At 72.6% G+C, this 18,665-nt stretch carries 16 protein-coding genes; 11 read left to right on the top strand and 5 right to left on the bottom strand.

Translation table 11 applies throughout. The annotated features are described in order from the left end of the window. Nucleotides 1–26 precede the first annotated feature (26 nt). The 3 genes from JSY14_RS04020 to JSY14_RS04010 all read left to right on the top strand — a co-directional run bounded on the left by JSY14_RS04020 (nt 27) and on the right by JSY14_RS04010 (nt 4,661). Nucleotides 27–2,318 carry a polysaccharide pyruvyl transferase family protein gene (locus JSY14_RS04020; RefSeq protein WP_259557474.1) on the top strand — a complete coding sequence of 764 codons (2,292 nt, stop codon included), beginning with the start codon at nt 27–29 and terminating at the stop codon, nt 2,316–2,318. Nucleotides 2,319–2,396: 78 nt separating this feature from the next. Continuing rightward, complete coding sequence (locus JSY14_RS04015) at nt 2,397–4,124, top strand: S-layer homology domain-containing protein (RefSeq protein ID WP_259557473.1); 1,728 nt, start codon at nt 2,397–2,399, stop codon at nt 4,122–4,124. A 39-nt stretch (nt 4,125–4,163) separates the two neighbouring features. Further along, nucleotides 4,164–4,661 (top strand): hypothetical protein, encoded by a 498-nt coding sequence (locus JSY14_RS04010; RefSeq protein WP_259557472.1) that lies wholly within the window; start codon nt 4,164–4,166, stop codon nt 4,659–4,661. A gap of 50 nt (nt 4,662–4,711) precedes the next feature. Here JSY14_RS04010 and purL read toward each other — a convergent pair whose 3' ends face one another. Further along, nucleotides 4,712–7,051 carry a phosphoribosylformylglycinamidine synthase subunit PurL gene (purL, locus tag JSY14_RS04005; RefSeq protein WP_259557471.1) on the bottom strand — a complete coding sequence of 780 codons (2,340 nt, stop codon included), beginning with the start codon at nt 7,049–7,051 and terminating at the stop codon, nt 4,712–4,714. A gap of 99 nt (nt 7,052–7,150) precedes the next feature. On the opposite strand from purL, the gene JSY14_RS04000 reads away from it, so the two are divergent. Both JSY14_RS04000 and JSY14_RS12450 read left to right on the top strand, forming a co-directional pair. Continuing rightward, nucleotides 7,151–7,972 carry an acetylxylan esterase gene (locus tag JSY14_RS04000; protein WP_349773585.1) on the top strand — a complete coding sequence of 274 codons (822 nt, stop codon included), beginning with the start codon at nt 7,151–7,153 and terminating at the stop codon, nt 7,970–7,972. Continuing rightward, complete coding sequence (locus JSY14_RS12450; protein ID WP_349773584.1) at nt 7,891–8,130, top strand: acetylxylan esterase; 240 nt, start codon at nt 7,891–7,893, stop codon at nt 8,128–8,130. Before JSY14_RS04000 ends, JSY14_RS12450 begins: the two co-directional genes overlap by 82 nt. A gap of 30 nt (nt 8,131–8,160) precedes the next feature. Here JSY14_RS12450 and JSY14_RS03995 read toward each other — a convergent pair whose 3' ends face one another. Then, nucleotides 8,161–10,287 carry an acyl-CoA dehydrogenase family protein gene (locus tag JSY14_RS03995; protein ID WP_259557469.1) on the bottom strand — a complete coding sequence of 709 codons (2,127 nt, stop codon included), beginning with the start codon at nt 10,285–10,287 and terminating at the stop codon, nt 8,161–8,163. Beyond that, nucleotides 10,284–10,925 (bottom strand): TetR/AcrR family transcriptional regulator, encoded by a 642-nt coding sequence (locus tag JSY14_RS03990; protein ID WP_259557468.1) that lies wholly within the window; start codon nt 10,923–10,925, stop codon nt 10,284–10,286. Before JSY14_RS03990 ends, JSY14_RS03995 begins: the two co-directional genes overlap by 4 nt. A gap of 74 nt (nt 10,926–10,999) precedes the next feature. Here JSY14_RS03990 and JSY14_RS03985 point away from each other — a divergent pair, with 74 nt between their 5' ends. Genes JSY14_RS03985 through JSY14_RS03965 form a run of 5 tightly spaced genes read left to right on the top strand, consistent with a single transcriptional unit; the run spans nt 11,000 to nt 16,820 of the window. Continuing rightward, nucleotides 11,000–12,322 (top strand): acetyl-CoA C-acetyltransferase, encoded by a 1,323-nt coding sequence (locus JSY14_RS03985; RefSeq protein ID WP_259557467.1) that lies wholly within the window; start codon nt 11,000–11,002, stop codon nt 12,320–12,322. Between the two features lie 8 nt (nt 12,323–12,330). Next, entirely contained in the window at nt 12,331–13,686 is a 1,356-nt protein-coding gene (locus tag JSY14_RS03980) for a 3-oxoacyl-ACP reductase (RefSeq protein WP_259557466.1), read from the top strand. A 5-nt stretch (nt 13,687–13,691) separates the two neighbouring features. Further along, entirely contained in the window at nt 13,692–14,570 is an 879-nt protein-coding gene (locus tag JSY14_RS03975) for a MaoC family dehydratase (RefSeq protein ID WP_259559546.1), read from the top strand. Between the two features lie 40 nt (nt 14,571–14,610). Continuing rightward, nucleotides 14,611–15,618 carry a pirin family protein gene (locus JSY14_RS03970; protein WP_259557463.1) on the top strand — a complete coding sequence of 336 codons (1,008 nt, stop codon included), beginning with the start codon at nt 14,611–14,613 and terminating at the stop codon, nt 15,616–15,618. Further along, nucleotides 15,528–16,820, top strand: coding sequence for a class I SAM-dependent methyltransferase (locus JSY14_RS03965; RefSeq protein WP_259557462.1), 1,293 nt, complete (start codon nt 15,528–15,530; stop codon nt 16,818–16,820). The genes JSY14_RS03970 and JSY14_RS03965 overlap by 91 nt, the downstream gene beginning before the upstream one ends. Here the strand turns inward: JSY14_RS03965 and purQ are convergent. Further along, nucleotides 16,789–17,514, bottom strand: coding sequence for a phosphoribosylformylglycinamidine synthase subunit PurQ (purQ, locus tag JSY14_RS03960; RefSeq protein ID WP_259557461.1), 726 nt, complete (start codon nt 17,512–17,514; stop codon nt 16,789–16,791). The two genes, JSY14_RS03965 and purQ, sit on opposite strands and share 32 nt — an antisense overlap. Continuing rightward, nucleotides 17,514–17,783 carry a phosphoribosylformylglycinamidine synthase subunit PurS gene (gene purS / locus JSY14_RS03955; RefSeq protein WP_259557460.1) on the bottom strand — a complete coding sequence of 90 codons (270 nt, stop codon included), beginning with the start codon at nt 17,781–17,783 and terminating at the stop codon, nt 17,514–17,516. The genes purQ and purS overlap by 1 nt, the downstream gene beginning before the upstream one ends. Nucleotides 17,784–17,918: 135 nt before the next feature. Between purS and JSY14_RS03950 the strand changes: the two genes are divergently transcribed. After that, a complete protein-coding gene (locus JSY14_RS03950) occupies nt 17,919–18,638 on the top strand; it encodes an MBL fold metallo-hydrolase (protein WP_259557459.1) in 720 nt (239 codons plus the stop codon). Nucleotides 18,639–18,665: the final 27 nt, after the last annotated feature.

Here is an 18,665-nt window from a genome sequence, read left to right as displayed (position 1 = left end):
ACCTCTCGCGACCCCAGGAGGACACCGTGCGCGTTGCACTGCTGTGCGATGTGGACCAGCGGATCTACCACGTGGGGGATGAGGCCATCGCCACTGCCACCACCCTCGAGTTGCGCCGCCGAGGGCACCAGGTGCTGAGGATCTCGCGGGAGGAGGGATACGGGCCCGCCGGTCCCGCGCCCGAGCCCCGCGCCCGCACCCTGGTGTTCCCCTGGCCGATCCCGGAGCGTGCCGCGTTCCTGCGCGGGGTGCGGGCGGCCCTGGACCCCGCCGGCGCGGCCCGCGGCTCCGCCGACACCCCGGCGGGCCGGCAGACGCTCGCCCTGCGTGAGGCGCTGCGGGATGTGGATGCCCTGGTGATCGGCGGGGGCGGGTCCCTGAACTCCCGGTACGGCTGGCTGCTCGACGAGCGTCTGGCCACGGCCCTGGTGGCGCGGTCCGTCGGTGTCCCGGTGATCCTCAGCGGTCAGAGCCTCGGGCCGTGGCTGACGCTGGAGGATCGGGAGCGGGTGCGGGAGCTGCTGCAGCTGTCGAGCCTGGTGGGGCTGCGCGACGAGCTGAGCACTGCCATCGCCCGGGAACTGGTGCCGGACCATCCTGCGGTGCGCACCATCGTTGATGACGCCTTCGGTCTGCAGCTGCCCGCCGCGACCCGTGACCGCGTCAGCATCACCCTGGCGGCGGATGCGGACCCCCTGGAGCCGGAGACCGCCGATCGCGTGCTCGCCGCGCTGCTCGACGCGATCGCCGCCGCGACCGGGCTGCCGCTGGAGATGGTGCCGCATATGGCCGAGCCCGACGGCACCGGCATCGATGTCGACCGGCACGCACGTGTGGCGGCGCTGATGCGGACCCCGGTGAGCCTGCGCCCGCTCCAGAGTGACGTCGAGGCGGCAACCCATGCCGCGTCCTCGCGGGTCGTGGTCACCACCCGCTTCCATCCAGCGGTGTTCGGCCTCGCCGGTGGAGCGGCGGTGCTGGCGCTGCCGACGAACCGGTACGGGCTCACCCGCCTGGGCGGGGTCCTGGACAGCGCGGGCCTGGACGACGCCGTCGTGCCGCTTGCGGACCTGTGGAATCCGGTACGCGATGCCGCCGACGTCGACCGCATCGCGCAGGTGGCGGAGCGCCTGGCCGCCGAGGAGCGCGACCCCGCCGCCCGTGAGGATCGGCGTGCCCGCGCCGAAGCCCAGAGGGTTGCCCACCGGTCCTGGTGGGACCACGTGGAGACGGTCCTGCAGACCGGCGGGGACGAGGCCTCGCAGCCTCCGCAGGTGCTCCCGCTGGCACGGCCTCGCCGCACCGTCGAGCACGCTCCGGTGCTGTCGGCGCCCGCCGACGCACCGGCGGTCTCGATCATCACCCGCACGAAGGACCGCCCGGAGTTCCTGGACCGGGCCGTGCAGGACGTGTTGTCCCAGACACGTCGGGACTGGGAACTGATCGTGGTGGACGATGCCGGCCGTCCGGGCGCCGCCCAGACGGTGCTGGACCGGCATGCGCGTGAGCTCGCCGGACGGGCGCGGGTGCTGCGGCGTGAGGAGTCCACCGGGATGGAGGCCGCCTCCAACGCCGGAGTGCGTCAGGCACGCGCCGGATTGATCGTCATCCACGATGATGACGACACCTGGCATCCGACGTTCCTGCAGGAGACCCTCGCGCACCTGGAGGCGCACCCCGAGGCCGACGCCGTCATCACCCAGGTCCTCGCCGTCACCGAACGGGCGGCGGACGGCGGGATGGTGGAGGACGAGCACCACGTCCTGTGGCCGCACCTGCAGGGTGCCCACCTGGTCGACTACGTGCGGATCAACCGTCATGTGCCGATCTGCATGGTGTACCGGCGCGCGGTCCACGAGCGCATCGGGCCGTTCCGGGAGGATCTCCCGGTGGTCGGTGACTACGCCTTCCACCTGCAGCTGCTGCAGCACGGCCGCATCGACACCATCCCCAAGGCCCTCGCGCAGTGGCGACTTCGGCCCAGTGCCGAGGGAGACGCCAGCAACTCGATGTTCGCCGGGGCCGCCACCCATCGCGAGTATGACGCCCGGTTGCGTGAAGCTGAGCTGCAACGGTGGGTCGCCGAGAACGGCCTCGGCCTGCCGATGTTCATCACCCACGCGCTGCGGGAGGAGAACGAGGAACTGCGACGCGAACTGGCCGGGTTGCGGGAGCAGATGCAGCGGATCGACGAGCGTTCCGCTCGGCTTGAGCACCGTACCGAGGTCGCTCTCGGAGTCGTCCGGCGGGTGCGCGGCCGGGCGGAGGGTCTGTCGCGGATCGCCCGGCGGATCGTGCCTGACCTGCGTCGGGGGTGACGGGCGGCACATCCCCTCGGATGATCCCGGACGTTCCGAACGGGTCTGAGGGCGCCGGCCCGCCCCTAGCTTCGGGGCATGCCGAACACTCGCCCTTCGTCCGACACCTCGTCGCCCCTCGGCCGCCGCGGACTGCTGATGGCCGGTGGCGGGGTCCTCGCCTGGTCCCTCGCCCCCGCCGCGCACGCCGCCAGCTTCCGGGACGTCCCCTCCACGCACCTCTTCGCGAAGGAGACCAGTTGGCTCGCCGACCGGGGGATCACCACCGGGTGGCCGGACGGGACCTTCCGGCCGGATGCCCCGGTGCACCGGGACGCGATGGCGGCGTTCGTGTACCGCCTGCAGGGCTCCCCGGCGTTCACTCCTCCGACGACCAGCCCGTTTCGGGACGTGCCGGTCTCCAGCCAGTTCTACCGAGAGATCAGCTGGTGTGTGGCCAATGGCATCCTGCGCGGCTGGCCCGATGGCACCTTCCGTCCGCTGGCGGACATCGCCCGTGACGCTGCGGTCGTGATGTTCCACCGGCTGGCCGGCTCCCCGTCCGTCGCCGACGCCGTCCCGTTCCGGGACGTGCCGACTACCCATCCCTTCGCGGCCGCCCTGGGCTGGGCCCGCACCATCGGCCTCATGACCGGTTACCAGGACGGCACCTACCGGCCGCTGCAGTCGATCGAGCGGGGAGCCGTCGCCGCGCTCTTCTACCGCTACGTCAACGGTGGTGTCTTCGGGAAGGGCGTGACCGTCCGTGGGGCGATCGCCCGGACCTACTGGGCCGGTGGAGCCATGTGGGGCAGCTACGGTCTGCCCACCGGCAACGCCACGACCGTCCCCTCCGGTCGATCCGGGAAGCGGGGGGCCCAGCAGGCCTTCGCCGGGGGAGCCGTGGTCATCGCCGGACCCGACGGCGGGGCCGCCCACGCCTCCACCGGAGGTCTGTGCACCGAGTGGCGCAGTGCCGGGCTGGTGCCCGGGTCCCTCGGTTTCCCCACCGGCCCGGTGCGTACCTACGGCGCCGGGTGGCGGCAGGATTTCGAGGGCGGTTACCGCACCTACTACTCCGGATGGAACCCGCCGGAGAGCCTTCACGGGCCGGTGACCGCGATCGCCCCCGTGGCCGGAGGGGTCCCGCTGCGGCGCGGGTGGAACGGCACGCGTGTGCGGATCATCCACAAGAAGCTGGGGATCTCGCGCACGGGAAGCGCCCAGACGTACGACGCGACCACCGAGTCGGCCGTGATCGCCTTCCAGAAGCGCAACGGCCTGACGGCCGACGGCGTGGTCGGGGCGGCGACCTGGGCGAAGCTCGCCCCCGAGTACCCCTTCACCATGGACGCCTGGACCACGCCCGTGCGCGTCGCGAAGAACGCCTCCCGCACCACCCGCATCGAGGAGATGATCCGCTTCGCCCAGTCGTGCAAGGGCTCCCCGTACACCTGGGGCGGTGCCGGCTGGAAGGACGACAGCGTGGCGGGATACGACTGCTCCGGTCTGCTGCTGCAGGCGCTGTACTCTGCCGGTCTGGAACTGCCTCCGATCACGGTGGTGCGGCATGCCGAGCCGACCTACCGCACCAGCCAGATGATGTACGCCGACACGAAGCTCAAGAGCGTGCCACTGGTGGAACGCCAGCGCGGTGACTTCATCTTCTACGGGGACAGCAACGGCATCGTCCGTCACGTCACCCTGTACCTGGGGAACGGGCGGATGATCCAGGCCGCCAACCCGGACACCCACGAACTGGCGTACTCGGGATCCCTGTGGGGCACCCGGTTCGTGAAGCCGACCGTGAAGCGTCCCTTCGCCTGATCCGCCAGCCGTCGACCCGTACCAGCACCAGGAGCTCCCGTGACCGTTCCGTTCCCCACCGAGGCCCCGCCCACCACCGACGACCCGGTCGTCGTCGGGCCGCCCACCCCCGGCCGTCGCATCGGCCGCGCCAGTGTCGCCCGGCCCATCCGTCGCACCGACGACCAGCTCGACGGCACTGAGGGCCGCACCCGCTCCGACGCCCTGGAGGAGGACTCCCAGCTGGTCCTCGCCGACGGCCCGCGGGCCCTCACCGTGATGGCGTACCTGAGCCAGACCACCGCCGAGGCCGCCATCGTCCACCTCATGCTGACCAGTGGCACACTGGAGCCGGTCGACCTCCGTGAGGTGACCGTGCGTCTGCACCACGGCGGCACGGTCATCGACGGCCCTGCCCTGCCCGAGCAGCAGCTCGACCTGGGGGAGTCGTTCGAAGCCGATCTCGCCCTGCCGCTGCCCTCCGGTGGGCTCCTGGCCGGGGAGTCGCAGCTCGGAATCCGCCTGGGCGCCGCGGACGAGATCTACCTCACCGTCTGAGAGGACGCGCCCCGGCTCCGCAGGCAGGGCCGGGGTCCGCGCCCCGACGCTCAGACCACCTGGTCCGACGTCGGGGCGTTGCCGAATGCGGAGCGCAGCGTGCCCTCACGCAGCTCCCGCAGCTGGGCCACCGGGAAACTGCCCACTCCCTGGATGTCCAGGTCGGTGCCGGTGGTGACGCCGAGGCGCAGCAGCGGGAACGAGCGGGCGGTGCACATGTCGGTGAAGCGCACCTCCTCGCTGCGCGGCACCGCCACCAGGGCGCGGGCCTGCGACTCGGAGAACAGCGCCACGAAGGGGTCGATGCCGTCGCGGGTGCAGAGGTCGTCCAGCACCACGCGGGCGCCGACGCCGAAGCGGCTGCAGGCCTCCACGAGCGCCTGCGCCAGGCCGCCCTCGGAGAGGTCATGCGCGGCATCGGCCATGCCGTCACGGGAGGCGGCCACCAGGATCTCCGCGAGCTCCTTCTCCGCGGCGAGGTCCACGCGCGGCGGCAGACCGCCGAGATGGTCATGCTCCACCTGCGCCCAGGCCGATCCGGACAGCTCCTCCCGGGTGGTGCCCAGCAGGAACAGGGCCAGGCCCTCCTCGTGCCACGCGGAGGGGGTGCGGCGGGCGACGTCGTCGAACACCCCGAGCACACCCACGACGGGGGTGGGGTGGATGGCGGAATCGATCCGCCCCGGCTCTCCGGTGGAGTTGTACAGCGACACGTTGCCCCCGGTGACGGGCACCGCCAGGGTCTCGCAGGCCTCGGCGAGGCCCTCGATCGCCTCGACCAGCTGCCACATGGGGCCGCTGTCCTCGGGCGAACCGAAGTTCAGGCAGTCGGTCACCGCCAGGGGCACCGCGCCGCTGGTGGCGACGTTGCGGTAGGCCTCGGCGAGCGCCAGCTGCGCCCCGGCACGGGGATCGAGCTTCGCGTAGCGGCCGTTGCAGTCCGTGGCGAGGGCGACGCCGCGGCCGGTGGTCTCATCCACCCGCACCACCCCGGCGTCGTCGGGCATCGCCAGGGCGGTGTTGCCGCCGACGTAGCGGTCGTACTGGTCGGTGATCCACCCGGCGGAGGCGAGGTTGGGGCTCGCGATCACGCGGCGCAGCGTCGCCGCGATCTCCTCCGCGGTGGAGGGGCGGGGGAGGTCCTCGGCCCGGTCGGCCTGCAGGGCGTCCTGCCAGTCGGGGCGGGCATAGGGGCGGTGGTAGGTGGGGCCCTCATGCGCGACGGTGCGGGGGTCGACGTCGACGATCCGTCGTCCGTGGTGGTCGATGGTGAGGCGGCCATCGCCGGTGACGGTGCCGATCACGGCGGCCTCCACCTCCCACTTCGCGGTGATGCGCTCGAAGTCGGCGAGGCGCTCGGGGGAGACCACCGCCATCATCCGCTCCTGCGATTCGCTCATGAGGATCTCGCCGGCGGTGAGGGTGGGGTCGCGCAGCAGGACCTTCTCGAGGTCCACGTGCATGCCGGAGCCGCCGTTGGAGGCGAGCTCACTGGTGGCGCAGGAGATGCCGGCGGCGCCGAGGTCCTGGATGCCCTCCACGACCCCCTCGGCGAACAGCTCGAGGCAGCACTCGATGAGCACCTTCTCCATGAAGGGGTCACCCACCTGCACGCTGGGGCGCTTGGTGGGGCCCTCGTCCTCGAAGGTCTCCGAGGCGAGGATCGAGGCGCCGCCGATGCCGTCACCACCGGTGCGCGCACCGAACAGCACCACGTGGTTGCCGGGGCCGGTGGCGGAGGCCAGGTGGATGTCCTCATGCCGCAGCACCCCCAGGCACAGGGCGTTCACCAGAGGGTTCGTCTGGTAGGCGGCGTCGAACACCGTCTCCCCGCCGATGTTCGGCAGGCCCAGGCTGTTGCCGTAGCCGCCGATGCCGGCGACCACGCCGTGCACCACGCGGGCGGTGTCGGGGTGGTCGATCGCCCCGAAGCGCAGCTGGTCCATCACCGCGACCGGGCGGGCGCCCATGGAGATGATGTCGCGGACGATGCCGCCGACGCCGGTGGCGGCGCCCTGGTACGGCTCGACGTAGCTCGGGTGGTTGTGCGATTCGACCTTGAAGGTCACGGCCCAGCCGTCGCCGATGTCGACCACACCGGCGTTCTCCCCCATGCCCACCAGCAGGTGCTCGCGCATCGCCTCGGTGGTGCGCTCGCCGAAGCGGCGCAGATGCACCTTGGAGGACTTGTACGAGCAGTGCTCGGACCACATGACGGAGTACATGGCGAGCTCGGCGTTGGTGGGGCGGCGGCCGAGCAGTTCGCGGATCCGGGCGTACTCGTCCTCCTTCAGCCCGAGGTCCGCCCACGGCTGCTCCTGGTCGGGCGTGGCGAGCGCGTGATCGACGGTGTCGGCGTCACCGACGGGGCTGTGGGAGGAGTCGCTCATGAGGGATCCGGTCTTCTCTCTCGCACGGGATCGGGGGTGCGTGCGCGCGCGACGCAGGCCGACAGCATTCTACGGGCGCGGGTGTGCTGGGATGGGCGCATGGCCTTCTTCGATATGCCCCTGGACCAGCTGCGCACCCGCCGCACCACCGCCGTAGCGCCGGACGACCTCGAGGAGTTCTGGGACCGGACCTTCGCCGACGCCCGCGCCGCCGCCCGGCCCACCCGAGTGGAGCCCGTCCCGACGCCTCTGCGGCTGCTGGAGGTCTCCGACGTCCGCTTTACCGGTTTCGGGGGTGACGAGATCCGCGCCTGGCTGCAGCGTCCGACGGACGGGCCGGTGCGCAGCATCGTCGTCGAGTACATCGGGTACGGCGGCGGGCGCGGCGAACCCCACGAGGTCAGCGCCTACGCCGTGGCCGGGCACGCCCGGCTTCTGGTCGACACCCGCGGTCAGGGCTGGGGACTGGTGCGTGGCGGGGACACCCCCGACCCGCAGGCTCTGGGGGTGTCCGGGCTGAACCCGCTGACCCGCGGCATCGAGGATCCGGAGACCTACTACTACCGCCGTGCCTACACCGACGCCGCGCGGGCGGTCGAGGTGGCCCGGGAACTGGTGCCCGGGGTGCTGGTGGTCGCGGCGGGCGGTTCGCAGGGCGGGGCGCTCGCCATCGCGGCAGCGGCGCTGGGTGCCCGGGAAGGTCAGCCGGGGGTGGACCTCGCCCTCGTCGATGTGCCGTTCCTGCAGGACCTGCCGCGGGCCGTCGGGCTGGTCGATGCGGAACCGTACGCGGAGATCTCACCCGGTACCTGGCCACGCACCGTGAGGCCGCGGCGGCGGTGCGCCGCACGCTGTCGTTCATCGACGGCACCCTGCTGGCGCCGTGGGCCACCTGCCCGGTGCTTTACTCGGTGGCGCTGATGGACACGGTGTGCCCGCCGTCGACGGTGTTCGCGAGCTTCACCGCCTGGGGCGGCAGCGACAAGGAGATCGCGGTGTACGAGTTCAACGGGCACGAGGGCGGCGGCGCCCTGCACGAGCGCCGCCGCCTCGAGTGGTTGGATCAGCAGGTGGGGTGAGGCCGGGGGCCACCCCGGCCTTCCGGGTGATCACTGGTCCCGGGGTGTCCCCTGTGCCCGCTCCCGGGCCTTCTTCTGGGCCTTCTCGCTGATCGGAGCCTCACCGGAGGCCCGCTGGGCACGGAACCAGGCGGCCGCGTCGGCCTGCCGCTCGGCCTCCTCGCCCAGGGCGATGGGGGCGCGCACATGCTCCGGTCGCAGGTCGAAGGCGGCGACCAGGTCGAGCGCGTGGGGCCGCAAGCGCCACAGCAGGCGCTTCACGTCGGCCTGCAGTGCGCGCGCCCGCTGCGCCGAGAGGTGACCCTCCAGCAGGAACCACGCGAGGTCGTCCTGGATCAGGGTGAGGCCGTACAGGTCGCGCACGTCGGTGAGGACGGCGACGGTGCCGGGGTCGGTGATCTGCGCGATCCCCTGGGAGAAGGAGCGCCACAGCACCAGCTCCGCGTGGGCCCGCGCTGCGGCGAGCATCTCCACCTGGTGCTTGTTGACCAGGGCGGCGGCCTCGGCGGGGTCGGCCTTCGCCGCGCCGCGCAGAGTCAGGGCGAGCTCCTCGGCCTTCACCCGCGCACGGTCCGACAGCAGCCGCTCCTGGAACTCGGCCTGGCGGAGCGTCTCGGCGGAGCGGCGCACCTGGCCGCGATCGGCGATATCCTGCGCGAGACGGTTCCAGGGGGTGTGCCGCTTGGTGAGGGTCTCCGCGCGAGAGGCGATGAACCGACCGATGCCCGCCCGGTCGATGCTGCGCAGCTCTCGGGAGACATCCGCCAGCAGGCGCTTGGCCACCAGTTGGTGCAGCACCGTGTTGTCGCCCTCGAAGGTGCAGTACACGTCGAGGTCCTGGTGCAGGCCGACGAGGCGGTTCTCCGCCAGGTACCCCTGACCGCCGCAGGCCTCGCGGCACTCCTGGATGGTGTCCATCGCCAGGCGGGTCGACATCGGCTTCAGCGCCGCCGCGAGGGTCTCGAGGTCCTCGCGGGCCTCCGGGGTGTCGCCGCGGCCGGAGAAGACGTCATCGAAGGCGATCAGCAGCTGCTCATGGGCGAACGCGCCCGCATAGGTGGCGGCGAGCTTGGGCAGCAGCCGCGCCAGGTGGCTCTGATAGTCCAGAAGCACCGTCTCCTCGGTGGGGGAGGGGCCGGCGAACTGGCGGCGCTGGGAGGCGTAGGTGATGGCGATGTGCAGCGCCAGCTGGCTCGCCCGGTTCGCGGCACCGTCCAGGGAGACACGACCCTGCACCAGCGTGCCGAGCATGGTGAAGAAGCGGCGGCCGGGGGAGTCGATGGGGGAGGAGTAGGTCCCGTCGGGCGCGACGTCCCCGTAGCGGTTCAGCAGATGGGTGCGGGGCACCCGCACGTGGTCGAAGGCCAGGCGGCCGTTGTCGATGCCGTTCAGGCCGCCCTTGGGGCCGTCGTCCTCGGCCTGGATGCCGGGCAGCAGATTCCCCTGTTCGTCGCGGATCGGCACGTAGAAGCAGTGGACCCCGTGGTCGACACCGCGGGTGATGAGCCGGGCGAAGACGGTGGCCGCGCGGGCGTGCAGCGCGGCGTTGCCCAGGTAGTCCTTCCAGGCGGCGCGGAACGGGGTGGTGATCACCCATTCCTCGGTGTCCGGGTCGTAGGTGGCGGTGGTCGCCAGGGACTGCACGTCGGACCCGTGGCCGATCTCCGTCATCGCGAAGGCCCCGGGGGTCTCCAGGCTCATCGCACCCGGCACCCAGGCCTCATGGTGCGGCTGGGTGCCCAGCTGCAGGATCGCGGAGGTGAACAGGCCCCACTGCACCCCCGACTTGATCTGCAGTGACGGATCGGCGACCACGAGCTCCTCGAAGGCGGCGAGGTTCGCTCCGTTGTCGTTGGGGCCGCCGAGGGACTCCGGCAGCATCGGTCGCGAGACGTCCTCGGCGGCCAGCAGATGCATCTGCTCCAGCACCCGCTCGCGGTGATCGGCCACCGTCATGTCGAGGGGGCGGTGGAGCTCGGGGCGCGCGGCACGTTCCCGCCCCGCCAGGCGGGCCTCGCGCCAGCGGCCCAGCAGGGTCTCGGTGACGAGGGCGACGTCGAGGTGCGGCGCCCCGTCGGGGATCACCGGCAGGGGGCCGGTGGGGGTGGGACCGGGGTGGTCGCCGAGGGTGGTGTCGGGTGCGGGAGAGGTGGTCATGGGGTCCATCCCTTCAGAAGCCACTGGACGAGGCGGTCGGTGAGCTGATCGGCGCTGAGCGCGTCGGGGTGGGGGTCGGTGTCGACGTCGGAGTCGGCGTGGGACATCCAGCGGTCCACGGCATCGCGCACGAAGCCGATGGCGCCGGTGGACCACAGGTCGACGTCGGGGGTGTCGGGAGGCAGCGCCTCGACCACGAGGCGGGCGGAGTCCTCGAGGAAACGGCCCAGGCCCTGGCTGGGGCGGGTCACGAAGCGGTAGACGTTGGGGGAGCGTCGGGCGGTGCGCACGTAGGCGCTGATCATGGCCCGCAGTCGTTCCTCGGGTGTCGGCGCGCGACCCGCATCAGCCTCCAGCAGGCGCTGGTCCTCGACCAGGCGGCGGTGCATGCCCTCCAGGATGTGTGCGCCGAGGGACTCCTGCAGCTGGGCCTTGTCGGTGAAGTACCGGTACACGATGCTCTTGGAGGTTCCGGAGGCCGCGGCGATGTCCTCCATGGTCACGTCGGGACCCTGCTCGTGGATGCAGTGCCGGGCCACATCCAGCAGGGCCCCGCGGCGCTCGGCGCGGTGCTGCGCCCAGCGGGCCGAGCGGCCGTCGATCGTGGCGGGACGGACCTCTTGCGCGGAAGCCTTCACGGGACGTACGGTATCAAGTACCGAGCGTCCTAGTAAACCCCGACGCGATGGACCCCGACCCGCAGAGGTGCGCGATGCCCGAGACCCTCACCGTTCGAGACGCCTACGTGCTGGGCGGCAACCGGATCCCCTTCGCCCGGCTGGGCGGCCCCTACGCCGGGATCTCCAACCAGGACATGCTGACCGCCGCGCTCGAGGGCCTCGTCGCCCGGTTCGGGCTCCAAGGGGAGCGCCTGGGGGAGGTCGCCGGTGGGGCCGTGCTGAAACTCGCCGGGGACCTCAACCTCACCCGGGAGAGCGCGCTGGGCACCCCGCTGGACCCGCGCACCCCCGCCATCGACCTCTCCAAGGCCTGCACCACCGGCCTCGAGACCGTGCTGCACGTGAGCAACCGGATCCGCCTGGGCCAGATCGACTCCGCGATCGCCTGCGGCGTGGACTCCGCCTCCGACTCCCCGATCGAGGTGACCCCGCGACTGCGCCGGATCCTGCACCGCGTGAGCGCCGCCAAGCGCCCCGCCGACAGGTTGCGGGCGCTCGCTGCCCTGCGCCCCGGCGATCTCGCCCCGGTGCCGCCGCGCAACGCCGAGCCCCGCACCGGCATGTCCATGGGTGAGCATCAGGCCGTCACCACCGCCCAGTGGGGGATCACCCGCCAGGCGCAGGACGAGCTCGCTCTCGCCTCCCACCGGAACCTCGCCGCCAGCTACGCCTCCGGTTTCCAGGACGATCTCGTCACCGGGTACCGCGGCCTGGGCCGCGACCAGAACCTGCGGGCCGACTCCTCCCTGGAGAAACTCGCCGGGCTCAAGCCCGTCTTCGGCACCTCCAACCCTGCGGTGGCGGAACCGACCATGACCGCCGGCAACTCCACCCCGCTGTCTGACGGCGCCAGCGCCGTGCTGCTCGGCACCCGCGAGTGGGCCGCCGAGCGTGGCCTCACCCCGCTGGCCCGAGTGGTCGACGCCCGCACCGCCGCAGTCGACTTCGCCCATGGCGAGGAGGGACTGCTCATGGCCCCCGCCTACGCGGTGCCGGAGCTGCTCGACGCCCACGGACTCGGCCTGCAGGACCTCGACCTGCTGGAGATCCACGAGGCCTTCGCCTCCACCGTGCTCGCGACCCTCGCCGCCTGGGAGTCGGAGGAGTTCTGCCGCACCCGCCTGGGCCGTGACCGCGCCCTCGGGGCCATCGACCGCGACCGGTTGAACGTCCACGGCTCCTCCCTCGCGGCCGGGCACCCCTTCGCCGCGACCGGGGGACGGATCGTCGCCGCGCTCGCCAAGGAACTGCACCGGCGGGCCCGGGAGACCGGCCGCACCCAGCGCGGTCTCGTGTCCGTCTGCGCGGCGGGCGGTCAGGGCACCGTGGCGCTGCTCGAATCCGACGGGAAGTGAGGTCAGCGATGAGCACCGACACCTACAGCCGTCTGGTCCGCACCGCCCCCGGGGCGATGATCGCGCGGCGTCTGGGACTGCCGCGGCCCGAGCGCCTGCTGCGCCGGGAGGACCGCCCCCAGCCCGTGCTCGACCCCGTCGTCGTGCTGGGCCGCTCCTCCGGCGCCGGGACCATCGCGCGCCTGCTCCTGGACTGGGGTGCCGACGTGCACCGTCGCCCCGACGACCTGCAGAAGATCGGCACCGTCGTGGCGGTGCTCGACGAGGTCACCCACCCCGGTGAGCTGGGCGAGATCCTGCTGCCGCTCGCCGGGGCCATGCGCTCCCTGCGGCCCGGCGCCCGCGTGGTGACGATCTCCCGGCCCGCCGGCACCCAGGACGCCGCCCGGGACGCCGCCCGCGGCGGGGTCGAGGGCTTCGTGCGGTCGCTGGCCCACGAGATGCGCCGCGGCGGCACCGCCAACGGCATCCTCGTCGCCGATGAGGTCCCGCTGGATGCACCGGCCGTCGTCGGCGCCCTGCGGTTCCTGCTCTCGGCTCGCAGTGCCTTCGTCGACGGGCAGTTCCTCCACGTCGATGCCGCCGGGACCGAGTCCGCGCACGACCGGCCCCTGTCCGGGCGCACCGCCCTGGTGACCGGCGCCGCGCGAGGGATCGGCGCCGCGATCGCCCGCACGCTGCACGCCGACGGCGCCCGGCTGGTGCTCCTCGATGTGCCCGCTGCCGGCACCGAGCTGGCACGCCTGGCGAACGATCTGCGCGCCGTGCCGCTGCAGCTCGACGTCACCGCCGCCGACGCCGGCGACCGTCTCGTGACCGCCCTGCGGCAGCGGGGCCTGCAGCTGGACGTGGTCGTGCACAACGCCGGCATCACCCGCGACAAGCTGTTCGCCAACATGACCCCGGAGCGGTGGGACCCCGTGATCGGTGTGAACATCGCCGCCCCGCTGGCCCTGCACCGCGCCCTGCTGGAGGCCGGTGCACCCGGCACGGCGGAGGCGGTGCTCGGCGAGCGCCCGCGCGTGGTGTGCCTCGCCTCGACCAGCGGCATCGCCGGCAACCGCGGGCAGACCAACTACGCCGCCTCGAAGGCCGGGATGGTCGCGGTGGTGCGGTCCATGGCCCAGGACCTCGCGCCGTTCGGCGGTACCGCCAACGCCGTCGCGCCCGGGTTCATCGAGACCGACATGACCGCGCGCATCCCCGCGGTGCAGCGGGAGATCGCCCGCCGGGTGAACTCCCTGCAGCAGGGCGGGCTGCCGGTGGACGTCGCCGAGACCGTCGCGTTCCTCGCGTCGGACCCCGCTGGGGGCCTGCGTGGCGATACGGTGCGCGTATGCGGTCAGAACATCGTCGGGAAGTGAGCGGCATGCCCCAGCAGCAGGAGCGGATCCGCGACCTGAGTGATGTGCCGAGCTTCCCCGCGGTGTACGCCGCTGCCCTGGCGCCGCGCCGCGGTCGTCGCCCCTCGACGCTCCCGGACGTCGCCTACCGGGTGCGCCGGGTGCGGATCGACCCGCAGCGCGCCGCCGCCTTCGACCATCTGATGGGCGGTCCGGCCACCGACCGGGTGCATCCGGGAGTGTTGCATGTGCTGGCCTTCCCGGTGGCGTTGGCGCTCATGGCCCGCGGTGACTTCCCGTTGCCGCTGCTGGGGCTGGTCCACCTGCGCAACGACCTGCTGCAGCATCGGCCGGTGTCGGTCGGGGAGCTTGTGGATGTCGAGGTGCGCACCCGGAACCTCACCGCGCATCCGAAGGGCCGCACCCTCGAGGCGGTCGCCACGATCCACGACCAGGACGGCCGCATCATCGCGACCGACGTCTCGACGTACCTGGCCAAGGATCCGTCGGCCCCCCGCGGTCCCCGTCGCGAGTTCGAGCCGCCGATGCCGACGGGACGCTGGAGTCTGCCGGCCGACACCGGCCGCCGCTACGCGGAGGTCTCCGGTGATGCGAACCCGATCCACCTGTCGGCGCTGACCGCCCGCGCCTTCGGGTTCCCCCGGGCCATCGCCCACGGGATGTACACCGCCTCGCGGGCGTTCACCGAATCCCGTGCGGACCTGTCACGACCGCTGCAGTGGACCGTCGACTTCGACGCCCCCGTGACACTGCCGTCGACGGTGCTGGTGCGGCACGAGGATGACCGGGTCACCGACTCCACGCACGTCGTGGGCTGGGTGCCCGGGCGCGGGGAGAAGGGGCCGCGACGGGCGTTCGTCGTCGACGTCACCGCCCTGGTGTGAGGGGACCCGGCCCCGAGGCGCGGGTCGTACACTCCGGGCCATGAGCACCATCGACCGCATCACCGTCCTCACCCCGCGGGAAGTGCCGCTCGGGGGTCCGCGCGCCATGCCCGTGTGGCGGACGCTTCCGGCGCGCGAGACCTCGCTGGTCGGTGCCTGGTGCTTCGCCGACCATTTCGGGCCCGACGACGTCGCCGAGACCGGCGGGATGGCGGTAGCGCGCCACCCCCACACCGGGCTCGCCACCGTATCGTGGCTGTTCGAGGGGGCGATCACCCACCGTGATTCCCTCGGCAGCCATGCCCTGGTGAACCCCGGTGACGTGGACCTGATGGTCGCGGGGAGAGGGATCACCCACTCCGAGTTCTCCACCAACGACACCACTGTGCTGCACGGGCTGCAGCTGTGGTACGCGCTGCCCGACCGCACCCGCTTCCGGGACCGCGAATTCCTGGTGCACACCGCGGCGGTGCATCGCACGGAGCGGATGGAGGTGCGCGTCGGCCTCGGCAGTGCCCGCGTGAGCGACGACGCCGGGGGACGCGTCGAGGACGACGGCCCGGTGGAGACCGACCTGCCCCTGCACCTGGTGCAGGTGGAGCTGGACGCCGGGGCCGCGGCGACCCTGGACCTGGTCACCACCCACGAATACGCCCTCATCGTCGACCGGGGCCGGGCCCGTCTGGAGGTCGCCGGTGGCACCGCCGAGATCGCCGAGCGTGACAATGCCGTGCTGCCGGACGGCGCCGAGCAGGTGCGGGTCGAGGCGCTCGGGGAGGAACCGCTGCGGGTGGTGCTCATCGGCGGGGAGCCGCTGGGCGAGGACATCGTCATGTGGTGGAACTTCATCGGCCGGGACCACGACGAGATCGCACGCTTCCGCGACGCTTACCAGGCCGCCATCGGCGACCCCGAGGCCGAGACGCCGTGGGCGGAGGGGGACACCCAGTTCGGCCCGTGGCCAAAGCACACACCCGCCGCGCTGCCGGCGCCGAGGATGCCGGGGCTGCGCCTGAAGCCGCGCGGCCGGGCGGGGCGCCGCGCGTGATGCCGGGTGCCGACCAGACCGACCGGGCCGCCCTGACCGCCCTGCCCGACCGGGCCGACCAGACCGACCGGGCCGCCCTCGAACACCTCGACCGGTTGCCTGCCGTGCGCGAGTGCGGGGAGATCCTGGTGATCGACGACGTCACCGGAGCGCTGACCGCGACCGGACTGGAGACGGGCCGGGTGGTGGCCTGGCAGACCTCCCGCCGCGCCGCCGAGGCGCTCGCCGAACGGTTCCCGCAGGCGATCGAGGCCGGTCGGCTGGTGGTGGCGGGCCTGGATCCGGTCGGTCCCGTTCCCTTGGAGGAGGTCGCCTGGGCGTCGACGGCCGAGACGGCCCTGGTGCGTCTGCCGAAGGCCCTGCTCGCCCTCGACCATCGGGCCCGCGCCCTGGCCCGCGCCGCCGCGGCCCGCGACATCGGCTTCAGCCTGCTCGCGAGCGGGCGCGTGAAGCACATGACCCGCCGTCAGAACGAGGTGCTGGCCGCCGCCTTTACGCAGGTGGAGGCGCAGCGCGGCGTGGGGAAATCGCGGGCGCTGCTCGCCACCGGGCCGCGAAAGGATCTCGAGCAGCCGCCGGTGATGGCGGGACAGGCTCAGGTCACCGTGCGCGGGGCCGCCGAGACGATCCCCCTGTGCGGTGTCGGGGGCGTGTTCGGCGGTGCCGCGGCCGACGCCGGCAGCCTGCTGCTGCTGGCCTCCCTGGACGAGGTGGTGCGCGGTGGGGAGCTCGACGCGGTGGAGACCGCGGGCGACCTCGGCTGCGGCAACGGCCTGCTCACCGCGTACCTGCTGCGGGCGCTGCCGCAGGCACGCGTCGTCGCGGCGGACGATGACGCCGACGCCATCGACTCCACCGGGCGGACGCTCGAGTCCGTGTGGAGGCCGGAGTTCCGGGACCGCGTCGAGCTGCGGTGGGAGCCCTCATTCCGCGGCGTGCCGGACCAGTCGCTGGACCTGGTGCTGCTGAATCCGCCGTTCCATGACGGCCCGGGGGTCGATCCGACCCTGGTGCAGGGGCTGCTCGACGCCGCGGCCCGGGTGCTGCGCCCCGGAGGCCGGCTGTGGATGGTCCACAACTCCCACCTGCGCTACCGGCCCGAGGTCGAACGGCGCGTCGGGCCGGTGCGTCAGCGGGTGCGTGACCGCCGCTTCACTGTGCTGGAGGCGGTCAGTCGACCAGGGCCCGCAGCACAGAGGTGAACACGCCGAGACCGTCGGTGCCGGTGCGGGTGCCCTCCCCGGGCATGTCGGGGCCGAAGCCCGCCTCGATCGCATGCTCCGGATGCGGCATCAGGCCGACGACGTTGCCGTACTCGTTGGTGATGCCGGCGATGTCGTGACGCGACCCGTTCGGATTGACCTCGAACCCGGCGGGGCCGTGGGTGGCACCGGCGACGTACCGGAACACCACGCGGCCCTCCGCTTCGAGCTCGTCGAGGGTGCGGGCATCGGCTACGTACTGGCCGTCCTGGTTCTTCAGCGGCACGCGGATGACCTGGTCCTGCTCATACGCGGTGGTCCAGGCGGTGCGGGGGTTCTCCACCCGCAGCGGCTGGTCGCGGCAGATGAAGGACAGGTGGGCGTTCTTGATCATCGACCCCGGCAGCAGATGGGTCTCGCACAGGATCTGGAAACCGTTGCAGATGCCCAGCACCGGCATCCCGCCGCGGGCGGCGTCGACGACCTTGTCCATCACCGGTGCGAAACGGGAGATCGCCCCGGCGCGCAGGTAGTCGCCGTAGCTGAAACCCCCGGGCAGCACCACGGCGTCGACATCGGCGAGGTCATCCTCACCGTGCCACAGCATGACCGGCTCCCCGCCCGCGAGGCGGACGGCGCGCAGCGCGTCCCGGTCATCGAGGGTCCCGGGGAAGGTGACGACTCCGATCCGCATCAGGCGCGCCCCTCGGTGGTGGCGTCCTCGACCTCGATCGCCACGACGTCCTCGATCACCGGGTTCGACAGCAGGGTCTGCGCGGCCTCACGCACCATCGCCAGACGCTCCTCGGTGGCCTCACCCTCGAGCTCCAGCTCGAACCGCTTGCCCTGGCGGACCGAGGCGATGCCCTCGAAACCGAGGCGCGGCAGCGCCCCCGCGACGGCCTTGCCCTGCGGATCGAGGATCTCGGGCTTGGGCATGACGTGGACCACGATGCGCGGCATGGGCTCTCCTGGTGCGGGGCATGGGGGTGGGCGCGGGGGGGGCGCGCCGACTTGTCGGCGCCCAGTCTACGGTCGTGGGGCATCCAGGCGACGCTCCTAGGGTCGAGTCGACCCACGTTCGAGAAGGAGCACGAGATGAAGATCCGTCACCTGCGTCATTCCTGCCTGCTGGTCGAGGCCGGCGGCCTGCGCGTCCTCATTGACCCGGGGACCTTCAGTCCGCAGGCCGCGTCCCAGACCGACCTCGATGCCGTCCTCCTCACCCATCAGCATCCCGACCACGCCGACCCGGACACCCTGCGTTCCCTCCTGGAGGCGAACCCGAAGGCGCGCGTGATCGCGGAGCCGGAGACCGCCCAGGAGCTCGCGCAGCTCGTGGAGCAGGCCCCGGGTCAGAGGATCATCGAACCGCTGCGGGCGGGGGAGGCCCTGGAGCTGTCCGGGGAGAACAGCGCCACGCTGCGGGTCGAGGCCCACGGCGGCCGCCACGCGGTGATCCACCCCGACATCCCCGGCGTGGGGAACGTCGGCTATGTGTTCGAGGCGCGGCGGGCGCCGGCCGACGGGGCGACCCAGGGGGAGACCCGCCGGCTGGGTGTCACCGGGGATTCCCTCGAACCGGTCGAGGCGTTCCGCGGCATCGATGCGCTCGCCTTCGCGGTGGTGGCTCCGTGGTCGAAGATGCAGGAGACCATCGACTTCCTGCGCGAGGTCCGTCCGGTCCTCGCCCTGCCGGTGCATGACGCGGTCGTGAGCACCGAGGGCCGGGAGATCTACCTCCGGCAGTCGACGGACCTCGCCCCGGAGGGCACCGAGGTGCGTGACTGGCCCGAGGATCCGGTCGTCGAGATCTGATCGCTCAGATCCGAGCATCGCGGGCCG

Source organism: Brachybacterium sillae (assembly GCF_025028335.1).
GTDB lineage: Bacteria > Actinomycetota > Actinomycetes > Actinomycetales > Dermabacteraceae > Brachybacterium > Brachybacterium sillae.
The sequence above is the reverse complement of the archived record's forward strand: the minus strand, read 5'-3'. Positions and strand labels throughout refer to the sequence as shown.